Source organism: Clostridium sp. Marseille-Q5894 (assembly GCF_946902305.1).
Lineage (GTDB): Bacteria > Bacillota_I > Bacilli_A > Erysipelotrichales > Coprobacillaceae > Thomasclavelia.
In genome coordinates, this window is the sequence record NZ_CAMPPT010000014.1 from 21,343 (window position 1) to 39,381 (window position 18,039).

Below are 18,039 nucleotides of genomic sequence, written 5' to 3' on the forward strand. Positions count from 1 at the left end.
TTTTTCATCTTTTCCCCACCTTTCACTTTTATTATCTCATAGTTGTTATCCTTTATCTATTTAATTATTTTTGAGTTTCAAATTTTTGTAGGATAATTGCATTAGATAAGATAATTGTTGCAGTTAATAAAAAATAAGGAATACGCTAATACAATAAAAAAGTAACCAAGAGTATAATATATGGATTAAGAAAAATAGAAATATCTTATAGTGACTTACCAACAAAAAGTTATGTAACTTTTTTGATATAAATATGTTCTTACCATCTTTGTGATCTTAACATATTTTAGATAAGAATTACTTTATTTTATATTAGTTAAAAATTCTTAATTATAAATGGTAACGAATCTTTTATATGTTTTTACTTTACAATAAAGATGAAGTTAGAAACTAACTTCAATAAAGCAAACCACTTTATAATAAATAGCTATTTAGATTTTAAGATTTCAATTAACTGATCAAACTTATTATTTAATTCTTCATTTTGTTTAATTAATATATCAAATTTACTTTCTAAATTTTCACTAAGTTTAATTAAAAAATCAAACTTATTTTCTAACTCCTTGTTTTGTTCTATTAGAGTATCGATACTTTTATTATTATTATGCACTTGTTTAAGAATATTAAAATTAACAAGTATAGAATTATTAATAGCAAAATATTCATATAGACCAACATTTACTGCTTTTGATTCAAAGAAACTATCATATTCTTTTTTTGAATGTAAAAGAATATTTTCTAATACATTAATATCTTCTTCGGAATTATTTGTTAATACTTTAAAAAAATTAGTAAATTCTATTTCAAATTGTTGTTTTACTTTTTCTTTTTGTTGTTTTATTTTATCATCTTGTAGAATTTCTTCTTTTGAACGAAATAGTTTCATGTAAAATACCTCCTTATTATAAGTAAATTATAAACTAGGAAGGTATAAAAATAAATGCATATATTATGTTGCGAATCTTTTGAACATTATTGTTTTAGAATATAAGTGGGATTATTAAATGATATCAGGAACAAAAAAGAATGTACAAAGGTACATTCCTGAATAATTATAATCCTAATAACTGTTTCTTTTTAGCATCAAATTCTTCTTGAGTTATTATTCCAATTTGAAGCAATTCATGTAATTTCTTTAATTCTTCTAATGGAATAGAATTGTCATTGGAAGCAGGACTATTTTTGTTTTCAGAATTTATACGACAAATGTTTTCAAGAATTGATAAATCTTTTTGGCATTGTTCTATCATCATTTCTGTCAGCTCATCTTTTTTTTCATCGCTTTTTTGAATATAACTTATATAAATATGAGGTTGTTCAAATGAATTAAGATTAAGTTTAATGCGTAAATCTTTAATGGTTGTAGTTTCTAGTCGAGGTGCTCCCATAGCTCCAATAATTGCACCAGTATCACCAAGGATTGCTTTTCCAGCAAGTGCTTCAGTATAACTTCCAGAAATTGTTTTGGTTTCATTTTGGATAAGTTCAAAACTGTTAATATCGCTAAAATTTATATTTATCGAACCATTGTTATTTTTGGATTTAGGATAAATGGTTAGAGTTTTCTCATTATCATTTACGATTATGCGATGGGTATATGGAAGTAAAAATTTGTATATATCATGGCAAATTTCATTGTGTTTAGGCATAAAAAGAGACGACAGATATTCTTTTTTATTAATAAATTTAAAAAATAACCAGCCTTTTTTACTATTTCTATATTCCCAAAAAGCGACGGATTCAAGATCTTCAAAAGGAAATTCGTGTCTTTCCCCTTTACGTATATATATAGTTTTCTCTCTAACTTCTATTTCGCTAAAAGCACCTAGCTTCACTTTGTACATAATAGTATCACTCTCTTTCATTAATTATAGTTTACTAAATAATTATAACATTAATTTTTTAAGGTTTCAGTAAAAAATAACAGGAGGTGTTAATATAATGACTGATATGGAAAAATTAAAATTAACTAGTTCTGAATTGGAAAAATTAACAAAAAAATTGAAAGAATTAGAGCCGTATTCAAAAATGGAATTTAAATTTGGTTCAGAACCAATTATTAATTTAATTACTAGATTTTCGGAATTAGATGTAAGCTTAAAAATAATTCAAAATGGTTTGAATTTATTAAAAGGTAATAATCTTAGTGATACATTAAATAAAATGGCTGCGAGTGGATCTACGTTAAGTAGTATATTACTTAAAGCAGGTGATTCATTAAAAATGCTAACAACATGTACTGATTTTCATACGTTTAAGACAACATTATGTACTATGGCAACAACGGCATTAAGTGTAGCATTAGAATTTTTAAAAACAAATCCATTGGTAGCAGTAATAGGAGCAATTGGCTTAGTAGTAGGAGCTTTATCTTTATTTAGTGGAAGTGAGGAAAAGGCAAAAACTGATACCGAATTATTGGCTGAAGCTCAAGCAAGAAAAAGAAAAGAATTGGAGAATACAACTAAAGCAATAAAAGATCAAACAAGCTCAATGATTGAATCAGCTAAAGAACAAGTAGCACAAGCTAGTGCTATTAGAGGATTAGTAGAAAATCTTAATGGTTTAACTAATAAAGAGGGTTTTTTTGATAGTGGCGATATTGAGAAGGTTAAATATTATATTGATGAGATTAATAGTCAAATGCCAGGAACAGTAGAATTAACAGAAGATGGCAGGGTACATTGGATAAAGAATGCAGAAGCGATAGAAGAAAATATAAAGCAATTAGAACGAAAAGCAAAAGTAGAAGCATATTATGATGGGTATGTGGATAGTTTAAAAAATGAATCTAAATTAAGGAGTGAATTGACATTAGCACAAAATAACTATAATGCTGAGTTACAAAAACAATCTGATCTTAAGGAAAAATACAATGAAATAATAGAAAAATCAAAGAATGGAACTGCTACATATGAAGAATTAGGAATGTTAGAAACTTATAATGAACAGATGCAAGAATCTAATGAGCGATTAAATGAATATAGTTCGACTTTAGATAAAGCTAAATCAGCATATGAAGCTAATAAACAGGGAGCAGATCTTTATAATTTGGCAGTTCAAGATTTAGATGGTGCTGTGGGAGCATCTGCTCAATTAATGGTTGCGGAAATGCTAGAAGTTGGTGAAAAGGGAACTAGTACATGGTCAAGTTTAGCAGCAGCAAGAGAAGATTGTAAAACTAGAATGTTAACGGCTAGTGAAGAAGAAAAAGAAGAAATAAAGCTGGCTAATGAAATTATTAATGCTGAAACTATTAATAAGGCAATGGTCTTTGGTGATAGTTATGAAAAAATGATAGCTAATCTTAAAGAAAAAGGAGCTATATTAAGTAAAGAGGAAGAGGAACAGTTGAAAGATAGTTATGAGATGTGGTCAATGTCTACAGAACAAATTAATAAAGCTCAACAAGCAGGATTAGATACTTTAACATTGATGAAAAATGTAGCAATGTCTAATATGAATGATGACGATAAAAAGAAATTAGCAGAAAATGTCAAAATGTTTGCTGCAGCAGGTAATACAGAAGGATTACAATTGTGTCAACAACTTGCTGAAGGATTAGAGAATAACAAAAATGAAGTTAATGACGAAACTAGGGATTTGATGAATCAGATGAGTACTATAGTGGAAAATAAAAAATTAGAAGCAAAAGTTACATCGAAGGCAGATAAAGCAAGCGTTGAAAAATCAGTGAGTGTAGTTAAAAAAGCTATGGATGGTATTGGTAGTGTATTTGTCGGAATTAAATCATGGCTTGGGTTTGCTGATGGAGGATTCCCAGATACTGGTGAATTATTTATAGCACGTGAAGCAGGTCCAGAGTTAGTAGGACGAATAAATGGTAAGACAGCTGTTGCTAATAATGATCAAATAGTATCTGGTATTAGTTCTGGTGTTTATAATGCTATGGTTAGTGCTATGTCGAGAAGTCATCGTGCTAATACTACTGTTACAGCAATCTTCCAGGTTGATGGAAAACAAGTGGCTAAACAGGTGATTAATGCGCATAATCGAGAAGTTATGCAAACGGGTAGAAGCCCATTATTGATTTAGGTGGTGAAAAAAATGGAAATATTAAAAATTGGAAAAGATTTGTTTGTTAATCCTAGTTCTTTACAATGGCAGGAATCAGATTTGGATAGTAGTGAAGGTTCAGGAAGGAATGTACTAGGTGATATGTTTAGAGATCGAATAACGGTAAAGCGTAAGCTTGCCGTTACCTTCCCGCCGATGCTTACAAGCGAAATGTCAAAGATATTAAAAGCAATTGAACCAGTATTTTTTGATATTACATATCCAGATCCTAAAGAAGGTGAAAATGTGACAATGAATGTTTATGTTAGTGATCGTACGGTACCTGTCTATTGTTTTGATAAAGATGCTAATGAATGGTTATGGCAGGGACTTGCAATAGAATTTATAGAGCGTTAGGAGGAATAAGTAATGTTGAATGTAAGCAATGAATATAAAAATGCGATTATTTCTCCAATGCGAGAGTTTGTAACTAAAGTTATTATTAATGATCAGGAAATTGATAGTAAATATCTTAAAAGTATTAAGATAGAAGAAATTAGTTGTAGTGGTGAAGTGATTTCAATTGGAGATGTTTGTAGTAATGCATTTGAATTAGAAATGTTTATTCCTGAAGAGATTATTTCTTTTGAACAGGCAAAAATAGTGGTTAAAAGTGGTTTAAAATTTAGTGATGAAATTGAGTGGATCGATTTGGGAACATATATTGTAAATGAAGTATCTCGAGAAGAATATTCAATTAAATTGAATGGCTATGATGCTATGAAAAGATTTGATGATATATTTGAACCAGAGATTGTTTTTAATGATGAAACAAAGTTTATTGATGTCTTAAATGATCTTTTAAGGCAGTGTAATGTTGTATTGGCAGAAATTGATTTAGATGAGTATGAAAATTTGATTATTGATCATTATTATGAAAATATTTCATGTAAAGAGTTACTTGGATATTTAGCTGGTTTAATGGGATGTAATGCAAGAATTAATCGTTTTGGTGAATTGGAGTTTTATTGGTATAGTAATACTAATTTAATAATTAATGAAGAGTTAATTTATCAAGATAGCTACCAAGAGACTTTAGAAAGTGAATTTGTTATTAATTCACTGACTAGTGGTGATGAAGAACATACATATACATGTGGATCAGGTAATGGGATTAGTTTTGCTAATCCGTATATGACTCAAGAATTACTTAATAAAATCTTTTTAAAAGTCAACGGTTTTAGCTATCAGCCCTGTACTTTCAAATGGCGTGGTAATCCTAGTATTGAAAATAGTGACGTAATTAAACTTGTAAATAAAAATATTGTAATAATGAAGCAAACATTAATGTTAGATGGTGGTTTTAGCAGTGAAATTGAATGTGTTGGGAAGTTAGATAACGATGTAGTAATGAAGACATCAAGTCCTACAGAAATTAAGTTAAATAAACTTTATAATACATTAACAAACGCTTTTAAACATAGTAGTGAAACAATATTAGGCCAGCATGGTGGTAATCTAGTCATTGATGTAAATGATGATGGTAAGCCTAGTGGCTGGACGATCATGAATACGCCTACTTTAGAGCCGTACACAAAATTATGGAAGTTCACGTCTGGTGGTTTAGGTTATAGTGAAGATGGGGGATCCTCTTTTAAAAATATAGCATTTGATTTAGAGGGTAATTTTAATGCAAATGTTATAACTACAGGGGTGTTACAAGGTGAAATGTTTGAACTTGATTTAATATTAGGAACAATAAAAATTGGTAAACGTAATAATAATGGTGAAATTGTTGATCCTAGTTTTTATTTAAATGAACAGGGAGAATTAATAATAAAAGCATTTGAGGAATACAAAAGTATCAATAATATCTTTATTAGTGATGTTGAACCTGAAAATCCTGTAAATAACATTAAATGGCTTGATACTTCTAATTATCCTAATGTTTTAAAAATCTACGAAGATAATAGCTGGATTTCTATCAGCGATTATACCGGTGATATTGATTTTATAAAAGGTGAGATATCAAGTCTAAATACATCTTTAGAACTGGAACAAGGTAAAATAGAAGCTTTGGTAAAAGATTCAACTATTGAAATCAATGGTGAAGAAACAAAAGTAAAAGAAACAGTAGAAAATATGATTCTAGGCTTAGATGGTCTAACTAATACATTAAAAACGACAAGTAGTAATAATCTTATTAGAGATAGTATCGGCTGTTTTAATGATGGTTCTTGGCAAGGAAATTACAATCTTGATGCAACTGCAGAAACACGCTACAGAAACCAGTATGGCTATGCTTTATTATTAAAAAATAATAGCTTAAAGCAACAGGTAAATGTTGCCAACGGTGTATATACTTTGTCTTTTGTTTATAAAAAACTGGTTAATTTAGCTAATGTTAAGCTGCTTATTAATGGAGATGAATTTATTTTAAGCAATAATGACTATACCGAATTTAAACATACCTTTGAAATATCAGACGGTTATATAACGATCGTATTTGAATGTGATACAGATAATGCCTGTCCAATCATAAATCTAATGCTGAATAAAGGTGATGAAAAAATGGAATGGTCACTTAACTCTAATGAAACCTGGTCGGATACGGTCAAGATTGGTCGCGGTGTTCGTATTTCTTCTATTGGTACTGATGTAGAATTTGTGGCTCTTGCGGATATTATTGGTTTCATGAATAAACAGGGCGAATATATAACTATCTTCGATAGTGATGGTATTGTAACAAACACAGCTGTTGTCAAGAATAAAGCAGCGATTGTTAATTTACTGATTCAGAATATTAATGATCAAACAATAATTAATAGAATCAATCCTAATGAAATGGAGGTATATGAAAATGGCGAATAGTGGTGTTTTAGGCGGTGGTGGATATCAGGGCAGATATCTGGAATTTGCATGGGCGCTGGTAAGTCAGGATATTGCTACTAATTCATCGGTAATTTACTGGCGGGTAACTGTTGTTGGAGGAACATCATCATATTATTATCACTATAGAGATTATTGTGATGCTTTTGGTGCAGTTCTGGTTAATAATAATAGTCGTACACAACGATATAAAGGTGATTTAGCAAATGGATATCAAACTGTATATCATGATGTAAATGGTAATTTTAATTTTAGTGCACATGTTGTCGCAGCTGTTTATTCAAATACAGTAAACGAAGATGTGACTGGTTCGTGGTCTCTTCCAACAATTCCTAGACAAGCAACTTTAACAAGCATGATTGAAAATTTTACAGATGAAGATGATCCCTGGCTTACTTATAGTAATCCTGGTGGTTTAGGGGTAAAAGCATGGCTGGAAGTAAATCCTACTGGTGATCATATTTGTGAAAGAACATGTACAGGTGGACGTTTGGATTGGAATTTGACAGATGCAGAAAGAAAATTAATTCGTCAAAAATGTACTAGAAATTCACAAACAATACGGGTTGGAATTTACACAAACATTAATGGCCAGTGGGTTAATCCTGATTATCGGGATCGGACAATAACCATAAAAAATCCAGATCCGACATGGAATTCAGGACTTGAAACATTAACAGTAGATAATGGAGAATTGGCAGGTAATACAACAGTAATAAAAGGATATTCTAAAATAACTTTTACAGGTAATAGTGCAAACGCTGTAAAAGAAGCAACAATTAAAGAATATCGTATAATATGCGGAAACAATGTTATCAGAAATACCGAAAATAACAATTTTATAATAAATAATGCTGCTTCTAATACTATTGTTAATTATGTAGAAGATAGTCGAGGAAATGTTATAAGTAAAGAATCAGTAATCCCTAATTTTATAGATTATTTTACACCAGCAATTTTAGAATTAACTGTATCCCGAGAGAAAGGCGGAATAGATTCAAATGCAGTAGTTGTATGTAAAGGACAATTTTTTAATGGGAATTTTGGAAACGTTGATAATGAACTATCTATACAGTACTTTTACAAGGCTCAAGGAAGCGGTACATGGATACAAGGGAATACGGAAATAACTTATAGTGCAAGTAATAATAATTTTATTATTGAAGCAGAAATAGCAGGTGATTTAGGAGCCAATGGTTTCGAGATTGAAAATAATTATGATTTTAAAATCGTTATTTCAGATAAAATAACGACAGGTATTTTTAAAGAAACAATACTTCAAAGCGGGATTCCTCAAATGTCAATTCATCAAAATGGTGTTGCCTTCGGCGCTTTCTATGATCCTGATGTTGGAGGTGCTTTACAAGTAGAGGGAAGAAATATCGTAAACTTTAAATATTCTAGTCAAGAACAATGGACTGGCAATTATTGGATAGATGGTAAGAAAATATATATAAAAACTATCGATACAGGTGAAATAGTAGGTACTACTGCCAACCAAAATAAAACGGTACCACATGGAATCGAAGATCTAGATATGGTTATAGATATTACAAGTATTGCTTGGAATACTGGAGTCTACAATTTCTGGAAACTGCCATCTGCCCACAAGGATGACGTACGTGACGGTACATCTGTTGTTGTTAATAGAAACAATGTAGAAATTGTTTTAGGTGCTTTTTGTAGTTGGAATCATTCGTACACTACAATTAAGTACACGAAAAATTAAAGAAAGAAGGAGGTTGATGCTAATTGCAAAAATTATGCAAATGAATACAGCCATTAAACTAGAGGGATTAATGATAATACTTTAACATGCCCAAATCTAGAATTACATTTTATTGGGGATGAAAACTATACAGATGGTATTTTTACTGGCTGGTTTTGGAAGCACAAAAATTTGAAAGATTATTGGAAATGAATGGTAGCTTGGTACATATAGAAGGTGTAGTATGGAGTGATGATAGCTCAAAGAGAAATGGGAATCTATTAGTATTTTTTGATAGATTATTATATATACATATTCGAACAAGTTATAGTTACTTTTATACAATATAAAAAATTAGAGGATATTGTTTTAGATTAATTATTATGGTGTAAGATGATTTGTTAAAAAACTAGTGTAAAATACATATTACATTAGTTTTGTAGAGATATAAGTGCTTTAAATACTTATATCTCTACAGTTTTAAAAATATATTATTGATTAATGGGAAATAATCATAGTTTTAATCAGCCAATTTTATTTACAAAAATTTTTAGAGTAACTTTGTAACTTTATGGCATTTTAGATGAATGATATAAGATAAAAATAATTATAAATATAAAAACAGAAAGGAAAAAAAATGAATTTTTTAGAGAACTTAAATTATATGGATACATATAATGCAGTTATAGGTGCTATTATCGCATTTCTAAGTTTTATTTTTGGAGAACATTGGATTTTATTTGCAATTTTTTTATTATTCAATGTTATTGATTATATAACAGGCTGGATGAAATCTAAAATGAGTAATAAGATAAACTCTGTAGTAGGGGTAATGGGTCTTTTAAAGAAATTAGGATATTGGATCATAATTATGATCTCATTTTTGGCATCTGTTTTGTTTATTGAAATTGGAAATACTTTAGGAATTAATCTAGAAATTACGACATTGTTAGGATGGTTCGTGTTAGCCTCTCTAGCAATAAATGAACTTAGAAGTATTGTAGAGAATTTAGTAGAAGCTGGCTATAATATTCCGATGATATTTACTAAAGGATTAGAGGTTGCGGATAAAATGATTAATAAGGAAGAAAAATAAGATGATAATGACAGCTATACAATTAGTAGAAAAAGTAAAGTCTGTGGCTAATAGTGCTACAGAATATAAATTAGGAACATTTGGTAATAAAAAAACAAATGGGAAAACACAATGGGATTGTAGTGGTTTATTAAAAGGCATTCTTTGGGGCTATCCAGAAAATGGTAAATATGCATCAAATGGTGTATTAGATCAAAATGCAGATACAATTATTTCAAATTGTTTAAATGTAAGTAATGATTTTAGTAATATTGAAGTCGGGGAAATAGTGTGGATAGAAGGGCATATGGGTATTTATATAGGTAATGGTTATGTAATTGAGGCTACACCGAAATGGAATAATGGAGTACAAATCACAACCTGTAAAAATATTAGCAATGGTCAAAAAGAGAGAAAATGGTTAAAACATGGAAAAAGTCCTTATATCGAATACCAGCAAGTAGATAACATTGATAATTGGATAGCCCGTTTACAATCAGAATGTAATAATCAAGGCTTTAGTAATCAAGATGTTGATGGCATTGCTGGTACAGTTACATTAGAAGGATGTCCTTTGTTATTAAATAAATCTCAAGGAAATATTACAGCCATAGTGCAGGAAAGATTAAATAATTTAGGTTATGATTGTGGTGAAATAGATGGGATAAATGGTAATAATACGCAAAAAGCAATTAAAAGCTTTCAACAAGATAATGGTTTACAAGTTGATGGTATTGTTGGTAAAAATACTTGGAAATGCTTGTTGAAGATATAATAAAAGCATAAATTACTTTTAAAGTAATAAATACACATTCTCGATTTAAAAAGCAAATTTTGTGTTTTTCACTAAAATAATTTTATATAAAAAATATACAAAATGAACTTATCGGGAATGTCAAGAAATTTGTGTAAGTAATTTTATTAAATTGTCAAAGAACTATAGAAATGACTTATATCGAGTATATATAGGTCATTTTATTTTTCTAAATATTTTTGGATTCTTGTTGAAAATCTATCATCCATCATTAATTGATTCATAACCATTGCCCAATTTGATACACGCCCACCTGACCATTTTTTCGATAATTCAAGAACTCTTAAATATAACACTTTTAATACCGCTGTCTCATTTGGAAATGCTCCTTTTTTTATGACCTTTCTAAAACTTGAATTGACACTTTCAATTGCATTGGTTGTATACATAACTTTTCTGATGGCTGATCCATAATCAAACAGCTGTTCTACATGATGAATGTTCCTTTCCCATACATCAACTGCTCCCGGATATTGTTTCCACTCATTCTTGAATGTTTCAAATGCGTTTTTGGCCGCCTTTAAACTAGGAGCTCCATAAACTTTTTTCAATGATTGTGTAAATCGCTTATAATCCTTGCTTGGGACATATTTAATAGAATTCCTTATAAGGTGGACAATACATCTTTGTACCACAACATTGGGAAATATTGCTTTCGCACCATCTTCAAGTCCACTAACACCATCCATAGATATAAAGAAAACATCTTCCACACCTCTCGCTTTGATTTCATCAAAAATCTGCATCCATTTATGCTTGCTTTCTGTCTCGTTTAACCATAACCCCAGTATTTCCTTGTTTCCATTGATGTCATAGCCTAAAACAGCATATACAGCATATTCCTTTACCTCATAATCATTTCTTACTGTCACATATAAACAGTCAACAAACAAGAATGCATAACATTGAGATAGTGGTCGGTTTTGCCAGTTTTCCAGTTCAGGAATGATAGCATCGGTTATATCGGAAATCATTTCATGAGAAACCGAAAATCCATAGATATCTTCAATTGTGGTTGATATATCTCTTTGAGACATTCCTTTTGCATACATTGAGATGACTTTATTTTCAATGTCCGAAACATCTCTCGTTCTCTTAGGAATAATTTGCGGTTCAAAAGATGCCTCCCTGTCTCTAGGTATATTAATATCTAATTCTCCTCTTGATGTTTTTATTTTTTTAGGAGAATAACCATTTCTTCTGTTTAATGTCTTTTTTTCTTCTTTACTGTTAGATGCATAACCAAGATGGTTGTTCATTTCTCCCTGAAGCATTGATTCAAATAATGGTCCAAAAATATCTTTTAAAGCTTCATCCATATCCTGTGCTGATTGTGGATTATAAGTATCAATAATTTGTTGAGCCAAAGCTACTGTTTTTGGATCTCTTTTTATTCTTGCCATATTTCATTAACCTCCATATTTTTAATTTTGATAATAAGAAAAGTGTGTAGCAGTAATATAACACATATTACTTACTTACACACTTTATTTTACACTCCCAACTTATCCATTTAGGATAAGTTCATAACTTTGGTCAACTGTGGGGTTTTGAGAGTGTAAAGGAATGCTGGCTCTTTATATATTATCTATTTTTTGTTTAAGAGTTTCAAACTCTTCATCATAGGCATATTCAAATATCATTTCGAGCTGTTTTTCGTTTAATTCAGCAACCCATTTTGCACAATCAATATGATAGTGCTTTTTTAATATTCTAATACATGTTTCTCTATTTTTTTGTAGAATTGCGTTTTTTCCAATCTCAATTCCCTGCTCAATACCCTGATCGATACCTTGTTTGATTCCCTCTTCAATCCTTTTGGCTGTCTTTTCTTCGCGCTCCATCTCTAAGGATTCGGTTCTAAGCTTCGCTAAGGCTAACTGATTCGCTAATGACCATATCGGCTCATTACTTCTAAACTTGTCATACATCTTTATCACCATCTCCACTATATCTTCTTCTCTTTCCTTCATTATAGCAGTATATTCATTTTTTATAAACAAATAACATAACCTTTCTAGATCATTTAATCTTGCGATTCCTTTTTCCTTGATGATCTTATCGATATGTCTCATCTTGATAAAATAGCGGTAGTTGAGATTTTCTTTTTCCAGCTCTCCCTGATCATCTCGAAACGCATAATCTTTGATCAAACGATCATCATCTTCATTGATAAAGATGATTTGATATACCGGTCTTAGCTGATGATATTTTTCACCGGTATCGATCTGTTCTACTAACAGTCTGGCCCCATAGAACTGAAAGCGGGTACTTTCGCTATTACTGTTGCCGGCCATCTGCATTTCGATATCAATGATTCGGCCCTTTTCATCAACAGCACAGATATCGAGGATGATGTTTTTAGCGAGAACCGTATTTTGATTGATTTCCGGATTTTTAACGATCATCTGTTGACAGTCAAGATGGGTGACGGATTTAACGATAAACTTTCTCAGTTTTATAGATTCTAAAGTGTCCCTGGAAAGCAGATATTTAAAGAACAGGTCATTATTAAAGCGAACATTATTATTATCGATAATATTTTTTCATGAATCATATTTTTTCCTCCTCATTATCTTTTACAATCTAAAAAGGAGAATTACTTTAAAAAATAATAATTAATTTAATTTTTTATTTTTTAAATTAGAAATAATTAATTATTCATTAATGATTATGCTATAATCATTAATATAAAAATTTTTTGGGGGTATAGGAATGAGAAAAATTGCAGTATTAACTTCAGGTGGTGATGCTCCTGGAATGAATGGAGCAATTCGAGCGATAGTTAGAGTTGGAATTAAAAGAGGTTTTGAAGTTTATGGTGTATATGATGGTTATCAGGGACTTGTAGAAGGGAAGATAAAGAAACTGGGGTACAGTGATGTTTCAGAGATTTTAGCTAAAGGGGGAACGATTTTAGGATCTTCAAGATTACCTGAATTTAAATTGGATGAAGTACAAGATAAAGCAATTGAAAATTTAAAAAGATTTGACATTGATAGTCTTGTTGTAATTGGTGGTGATGGTAGTTATCGTGGAGCTTTAGCTTTAAGTAAAAAAGGAATAAACTGTATTGGTATACCAGGGACGATCGATAATGATATTAATGGAACTGATGAAACGATTGGGTTTCATACCGCATTATCAAATATTATTGATGCTGTAAATAAATTAAGAGATACTTCAAGTTCACATCATCGCTGTTTTGTAATTGAAGTAATGGGAAACAATGCAGATAGTTTGGCACTTTATTCTGCGATTTCATGTGGCAGTGAATTAGTTATTACTAATAAAACGGGATATGATGAAGATTTTGTTATTTCTGAAATGATAAAAAATGAGACTGTTTATCATAAGCGGCATGCAATTATCATTGCTAGTGAAAAAATTTTTGATGTTGATAAATTGGCTAAAAGAATTAATCAAGAAACTGGTTTTTCAAGTCGAGCAATTGTTTTAGGGCATATTCAAAGAGGCGGTTCACCAGTTCCAGAAGATCGCATTTTAGCTTCAAGAATGGCTGGTAAAGCAATTGAACTGTTGCTTGAAAGGCAAAGTGGTCAATGCGTTTGTTTAAAAAACAGTGAAATTATAGCTAAAGGAATAGAAGAAGCTTTAAAAGAAACTAATAAAAGTAAAGAAGTACTTTATCATTTATTTGATGATCTAGTTTAGGAGGTTAAGATGAAAAAAATTTTGTTTTGTGATATGGATGGAACGATTATTAATGAATCAGGATTACTTTATTCAAAAGATAAAGAAATGATAAAAAGATTTAGAGATGCTGGAAATATATTTGTTTTTAATACTGGTAGAAATATTGAAGAGGTCAGGGGCGAAATTAATAAACACGACTTAGCTTATGATTATCTTATTTTAAATAACGGGGCTCAAATCATGAATAAAGATGAGGCTGTTTTATATCGACAGGCAATTTCAAAACAAGTTGGAGTTAGAATTATTGAAGAGTGTTTAAAATATAATAATTTGTGGGTTTACTTTTTTGATGGAAAGAAGACATTGGCATATTATCGTAATCAAACATATAGATATAGTGCTCAGGGGATGATTGCCGTTAAAGAATATGACTTTTTAAAGGAATATTCAAAGACAAAAGAATTTGATATAATAGCGATACATCAGGATGATCAACAATTAGATAATGTTTTAAAAATCAAGAATTTTATTGCTGAAAATTATAATAGTGATGCTCAAGGAACATTAAATCAACATTATTTAGATATTACCCCAAGTAATTGTACTAAAGGAACAGGAATTACTAATTTGGTTAATTTAATTAATGGTGATTTAATTAGTTATGCAATTGGGGATTCATATAATGATATTAGTATGTTTGAGCATGCTGATTATGGTTATACCTTCAATCGTGTAAGTGATGAAGTCAAGAAATATAGTTATCGGCAGGTTGAAAATTTATCAGAGTTGATTGCAGAAATAATTTAAGGGGGAAATTAAATGACTTGGCAAGATAAATTACGTAAAGTGGAACCATATGTGGCAGGTGAACAGCCTAAGATTGTAAATATGATTAAATTGAATACTAATGAAAATCCTTATGGACCGAGTCCGAAAGTTAAAGAAGTAATTAGTAATATAGATATTGATAAGTTAAGATTATATCCTAATAGCGATGCTGTTGATTTAAGGAAAGCTTTAGCTGATTATTATCATTTAGATGAGGAACAAGTATTTATCGGTAATGGTTCTGATGAGGTTTTAGCATTAACTTTTTTAACATTTTTTAATGGGAATGAGCCTGTTTTATTTCCGGATATTACATATTCTTTTTATCCTGTTTATTGTGATCTATATCAAATTGATTATCAGTTAGTTAAACTTGATGATAACTTTAAAATGAATGTTAATGATTTTTTACAAGCAAATAGTGGAATTATTTTTCCTAATCCTAATGCACCAACGGGATTATTAGAAGATTTAGATTTTATTGAAACTATTTTAAAAAATAATCCTGATAGTATTGTTGTTGTGGATGAAGCTTATATTGATTTTGGGGGTAAAAGCTGTGTACCATTAATTAATAAATATGAAAATCTGGTAGTGATTCAAACATATTCAAAATCAAGATCGTTAGCAGGAATTCGCTTAGGAATTGCACTAGGAAATAAAGAGGCAATCAGTCATTTATATGATGTGAAGAATTCTTTTAACTCATATCCAATCGATTACATTACCCAGCAAATAGCTTTAGCAAGTATTTTAGATGATCAAGATACTAAAGCTAAGTGTGCTAAAATAATTAAAACTAGAGAAATGACAAAACAAAGACTGAAAGAATTGGGCTTTATTGTTCCTGATAGTTATGCTAATTTTATATTTGTAAAACATCCTGACATAGATGGTCAAGAACTGTTCAAGGCTTTACGAAAAGAAGGGATCATTGTTCGTCATTGGAATAAAGAAAGAATTGCGCAATATCTGCGAATTACAATTGGAACAGATGAACAAATGGAAGTGATGTTGCAGTTTTTAACTAAATATCTAAAAAAATAACAGATGGATAACCATCTGTTATAATTTTTTATATTGTTGTTTAGCATCTCTGATAAATACATAGTTATTAGTATTTGATAAAAGATCATTGTAATGATACTCATCAAAAGTGATTTTTTTTAAATCTTCTAATAAAATAATTTTGTTTTTGACCATGATATCTAACATTTTACCACGAGCCTGTTTAACATACATTGAATTACGAACTAGCTTATCAGCTCGTTTCTCAACAAAATCAATATTAATTAAATGGGGATGGTCGATCATTTTTACAAACTCTTTAGAGGCAAGACAAATGATATAATCTTCATTCTTAAAATAGTTGTTTACCTCATCTTGCCAAAAATCATATAAATTTAAATCAAATTTCATGATCATATCTAAACGATAAGGTGTAATTTTAGTATTATATTTTAAGATACCATAATAAGCAGACATAATATTAAGATATTTATCTAAATAATTAAAATCACTATCATTATAAGTATTTAAATTGATTTGCTTAAAAACAGTTCCCTGATAACAATAAATAGCAGGCGTAGATTCATAATTTTCATGATAATAAGTATAAACAGTTTCAGCCATTTTAAAAGATATTTTCATCAAATCATGTAATTCATTAATAGTATATTGCTTCAAATATTTATTTAATTGTTCTGTTTTTTTAGAAAAAAGCAAATCTGTTTTTTCGATATTAATTTGTTTAGTTTTCATTACCTTTGCAGGCGCTATAATTATTTTCATTTTTATCACCCACTTTATTATACCTTAAATCATCAAAATATGATATACTTGTCGTGGTGATGAAAGAATGAATAATACAATTATAATTGATAAAATTTTAATTCATATGTTAGATTTAGAACATAGCAAAGTAGTTTATTCGGATACTTTTATTAATTTGACCGAAGGAACAACGGAATATTATGATAAAAAAATTGAAAAATGTTTAGAAAATTCAGGAATTAAACAACTGATAATCGGAAGTGAACATCATTTATTACAATCAGGAAGAAAAATGATAGAAAATGATGACAATTTTAAAGAAGAATCAATAAAAATTACCCAGGATCTATTTGATCTTTGTACAAAAATCGAAGAAATGCCTAATGCAAATTTGATGTTTGTTGAATGTAAAGTTGATGGTAAAAAATACATTTTAATTATTAAATTAAATTATAAAACTATGCCAATGAGTTTAATTGAAGAAAATAATGGAGTTCGTAGTATTCGTTTTGTGAATCAGCAGATTTTACCAAATAAGACAACGGCTGTTGAAGAAGCAATAATTATAAATATTGAAGATGGTATTTTGTCAATTATCGAAAAAAGATTTATGATTGATGGAAAGCCAGGCTATTATTTAAATGAGCAATATATTAAAGGAGAACCTAAATTAACCGATAAGCAGAAGATGAGTATTGTTAATAAGGTAGTAAAAAAGGTAGATAGTGAATATGGGGTTATTGAAGGTGATCCATTACCAGTTGTTAAAAGAGAATTGGCAGAGTTAGTAATGGAACATCGTCCAGTAAAACCAATGGAATTAGCTAAAAAAGTTATGGGCAATGATTATAACGCGACCGAAGAAGTTGAGACGATAATGAAAGATTTAGGTATTGAAGAAGATGATGTAATTGTCAATGTACCCGTATCTTTAGATCGGATGTCACGCTGTAAATTAGTTTTAGATGATGATCGAGTTATTGAATTAAGTGTTGAGGATTATCTTGAGGGTGTCGATATTTCCCGGGAAATGGATGAACGGGGAATGACACGAATTATTCTTAAAAATATAAAAGATATAGTAGTAAAATAAATATATTTAGTTTTTTAATCAAAAAGGGGCTGTAACGAATGAATAGTTTTTGGCTATTCATGGGAATGTCAAGAAATTTGTGTAAGTAATTTTATTAAATTGTCAAAGAACTATAGAAATGACTTATATCGAGTATATATAGGTCATTTTATTTTTCTAAATATTTTTGGATTCTTGTTGAAAAT

At 29.8% G+C, this 18,039-nt stretch carries 15 protein-coding genes; 10 read left to right on the top strand and 5 right to left on the bottom strand.

Going from position 1 to position 18,039, the window contains the following annotated elements:
* Positions 1-427: 427 nt before the first annotated feature.
* Together OC535_RS14410 and OC535_RS14415 are read right to left on the bottom strand one after the other, a co-directional pair.
* The gene (locus OC535_RS14410; RefSeq protein ID WP_498824146.1) at positions 428-886 is read right to left on the bottom strand and encodes a hypothetical protein; all 459 of its coding nucleotides are present in this window, start codon (positions 884-886) and stop codon (positions 428-430) included.
* A 166-nt stretch (positions 887-1,052) separates the two neighbouring features.
* A complete protein-coding gene (locus OC535_RS14415) occupies positions 1,053-1,865 on the bottom strand; it encodes an SHOCT domain-containing protein (protein WP_498824147.1) in 813 nt (270 codons plus the stop codon).
* A 76-nt stretch (positions 1,866-1,941) separates the two neighbouring features.
* Between OC535_RS14415 and OC535_RS14420 the strand changes: the two genes are divergently transcribed.
* The 6 genes from OC535_RS14420 to OC535_RS14445 all read left to right on the top strand — a co-directional run bounded on the left by OC535_RS14420 (position 1,942) and on the right by OC535_RS14445 (position 10,464).
* A complete protein-coding gene (locus OC535_RS14420; protein WP_498824148.1) occupies positions 1,942-4,056 on the top strand; it encodes a hypothetical protein in 2,115 nt (704 codons plus the stop codon).
* 12 nt (positions 4,057-4,068) lie between these two features.
* Complete coding sequence (locus tag OC535_RS14425) at positions 4,069-4,434, top strand: DUF6711 family protein (protein WP_227053678.1); 366 nt, start codon at positions 4,069-4,071, stop codon at positions 4,432-4,434.
* 12 nt (positions 4,435-4,446) lie between these two features.
* A complete protein-coding gene (locus tag OC535_RS14430) occupies positions 4,447-6,888 on the top strand; it encodes a hypothetical protein (RefSeq protein ID WP_498824149.1) in 2,442 nt (813 codons plus the stop codon).
* Positions 6,878-8,635: a DUF859 domain-containing protein gene (locus tag OC535_RS14435; protein WP_227053680.1), complete on the top strand. Its 1,758-nt coding sequence runs from the start codon at positions 6,878-6,880 to the stop codon at positions 8,633-8,635. The genes OC535_RS14430 and OC535_RS14435 overlap by 11 nt, the downstream gene beginning before the upstream one ends.
* Positions 8,636-9,251: 616 nt before the next feature.
* A complete protein-coding gene (locus OC535_RS14440; protein WP_227053681.1) occupies positions 9,252-9,710 on the top strand; it encodes a phage holin family protein in 459 nt (152 codons plus the stop codon).
* A 1-nt stretch (position 9,711) separates the two neighbouring features.
* Positions 9,712-10,464 carry a C40 family peptidase gene (locus OC535_RS14445; protein ID WP_498824150.1) on the top strand — a complete coding sequence of 251 codons (753 nt, stop codon included), beginning with the start codon at positions 9,712-9,714 and terminating at the stop codon, positions 10,462-10,464.
* A 200-nt stretch (positions 10,465-10,664) separates the two neighbouring features.
* Here the strand turns inward: OC535_RS14445 and OC535_RS14450 are convergent, their stop codons facing one another.
* Positions 10,665-11,906, bottom strand: coding sequence for an IS256 family transposase (locus OC535_RS14450; RefSeq protein ID WP_498822983.1), 1,242 nt, complete (start codon positions 11,904-11,906; stop codon positions 10,665-10,667).
* Between the two features lie 174 nt (positions 11,907-12,080).
* Positions 12,081-13,043: a PD-(D/E)XK nuclease family transposase gene (locus OC535_RS14455; protein ID WP_498824154.1), complete on the bottom strand. Its 963-nt coding sequence runs from the start codon at positions 13,041-13,043 to the stop codon at positions 12,081-12,083.
* Between the two features lie 175 nt (positions 13,044-13,218).
* On the opposite strand from OC535_RS14455, the gene pfkA reads away from it, so the two are divergent.
* From pfkA to hisC, 3 genes are read left to right on the top strand one after another with little or no spacing between them, the layout of a single operon-like run.
* Positions 13,219-14,178: a 6-phosphofructokinase gene (gene pfkA, locus OC535_RS14460; protein WP_227053517.1), complete on the top strand. Its 960-nt coding sequence runs from the start codon at positions 13,219-13,221 to the stop codon at positions 14,176-14,178.
* Between the two features lie 9 nt (positions 14,179-14,187).
* The gene (locus OC535_RS14465) at positions 14,188-14,967 is read left to right on the top strand and encodes an HAD-IIB family hydrolase (RefSeq protein WP_227053518.1); all 780 of its coding nucleotides are present in this window, start codon (positions 14,188-14,190) and stop codon (positions 14,965-14,967) included.
* A 12-nt stretch (positions 14,968-14,979) separates the two neighbouring features.
* On the top strand, positions 14,980-16,035 hold the full coding sequence (hisC, locus tag OC535_RS14470) for a histidinol-phosphate transaminase (RefSeq protein ID WP_024722682.1): 1,056 nt from the start codon (positions 14,980-14,982) through the stop codon (positions 16,033-16,035).
* A gap of 18 nt (positions 16,036-16,053) precedes the next feature.
* On the opposite strand, the gene OC535_RS14475 is transcribed toward hisC, so the two are convergent.
* Positions 16,054-16,779 carry a YaaA family protein gene (locus tag OC535_RS14475; protein WP_498824152.1) on the bottom strand — a complete coding sequence of 242 codons (726 nt, stop codon included), beginning with the start codon at positions 16,777-16,779 and terminating at the stop codon, positions 16,054-16,056.
* Between the two features lie 67 nt (positions 16,780-16,846).
* Between OC535_RS14475 and OC535_RS14480 the strand changes: the two genes are divergently transcribed.
* On the top strand, positions 16,847-17,854 hold the full coding sequence (locus tag OC535_RS14480; protein ID WP_024722684.1) for a nucleoid-associated protein: 1,008 nt from the start codon (positions 16,847-16,849) through the stop codon (positions 17,852-17,854).
* Positions 17,855-18,039: the final 185 nt, after the last annotated feature.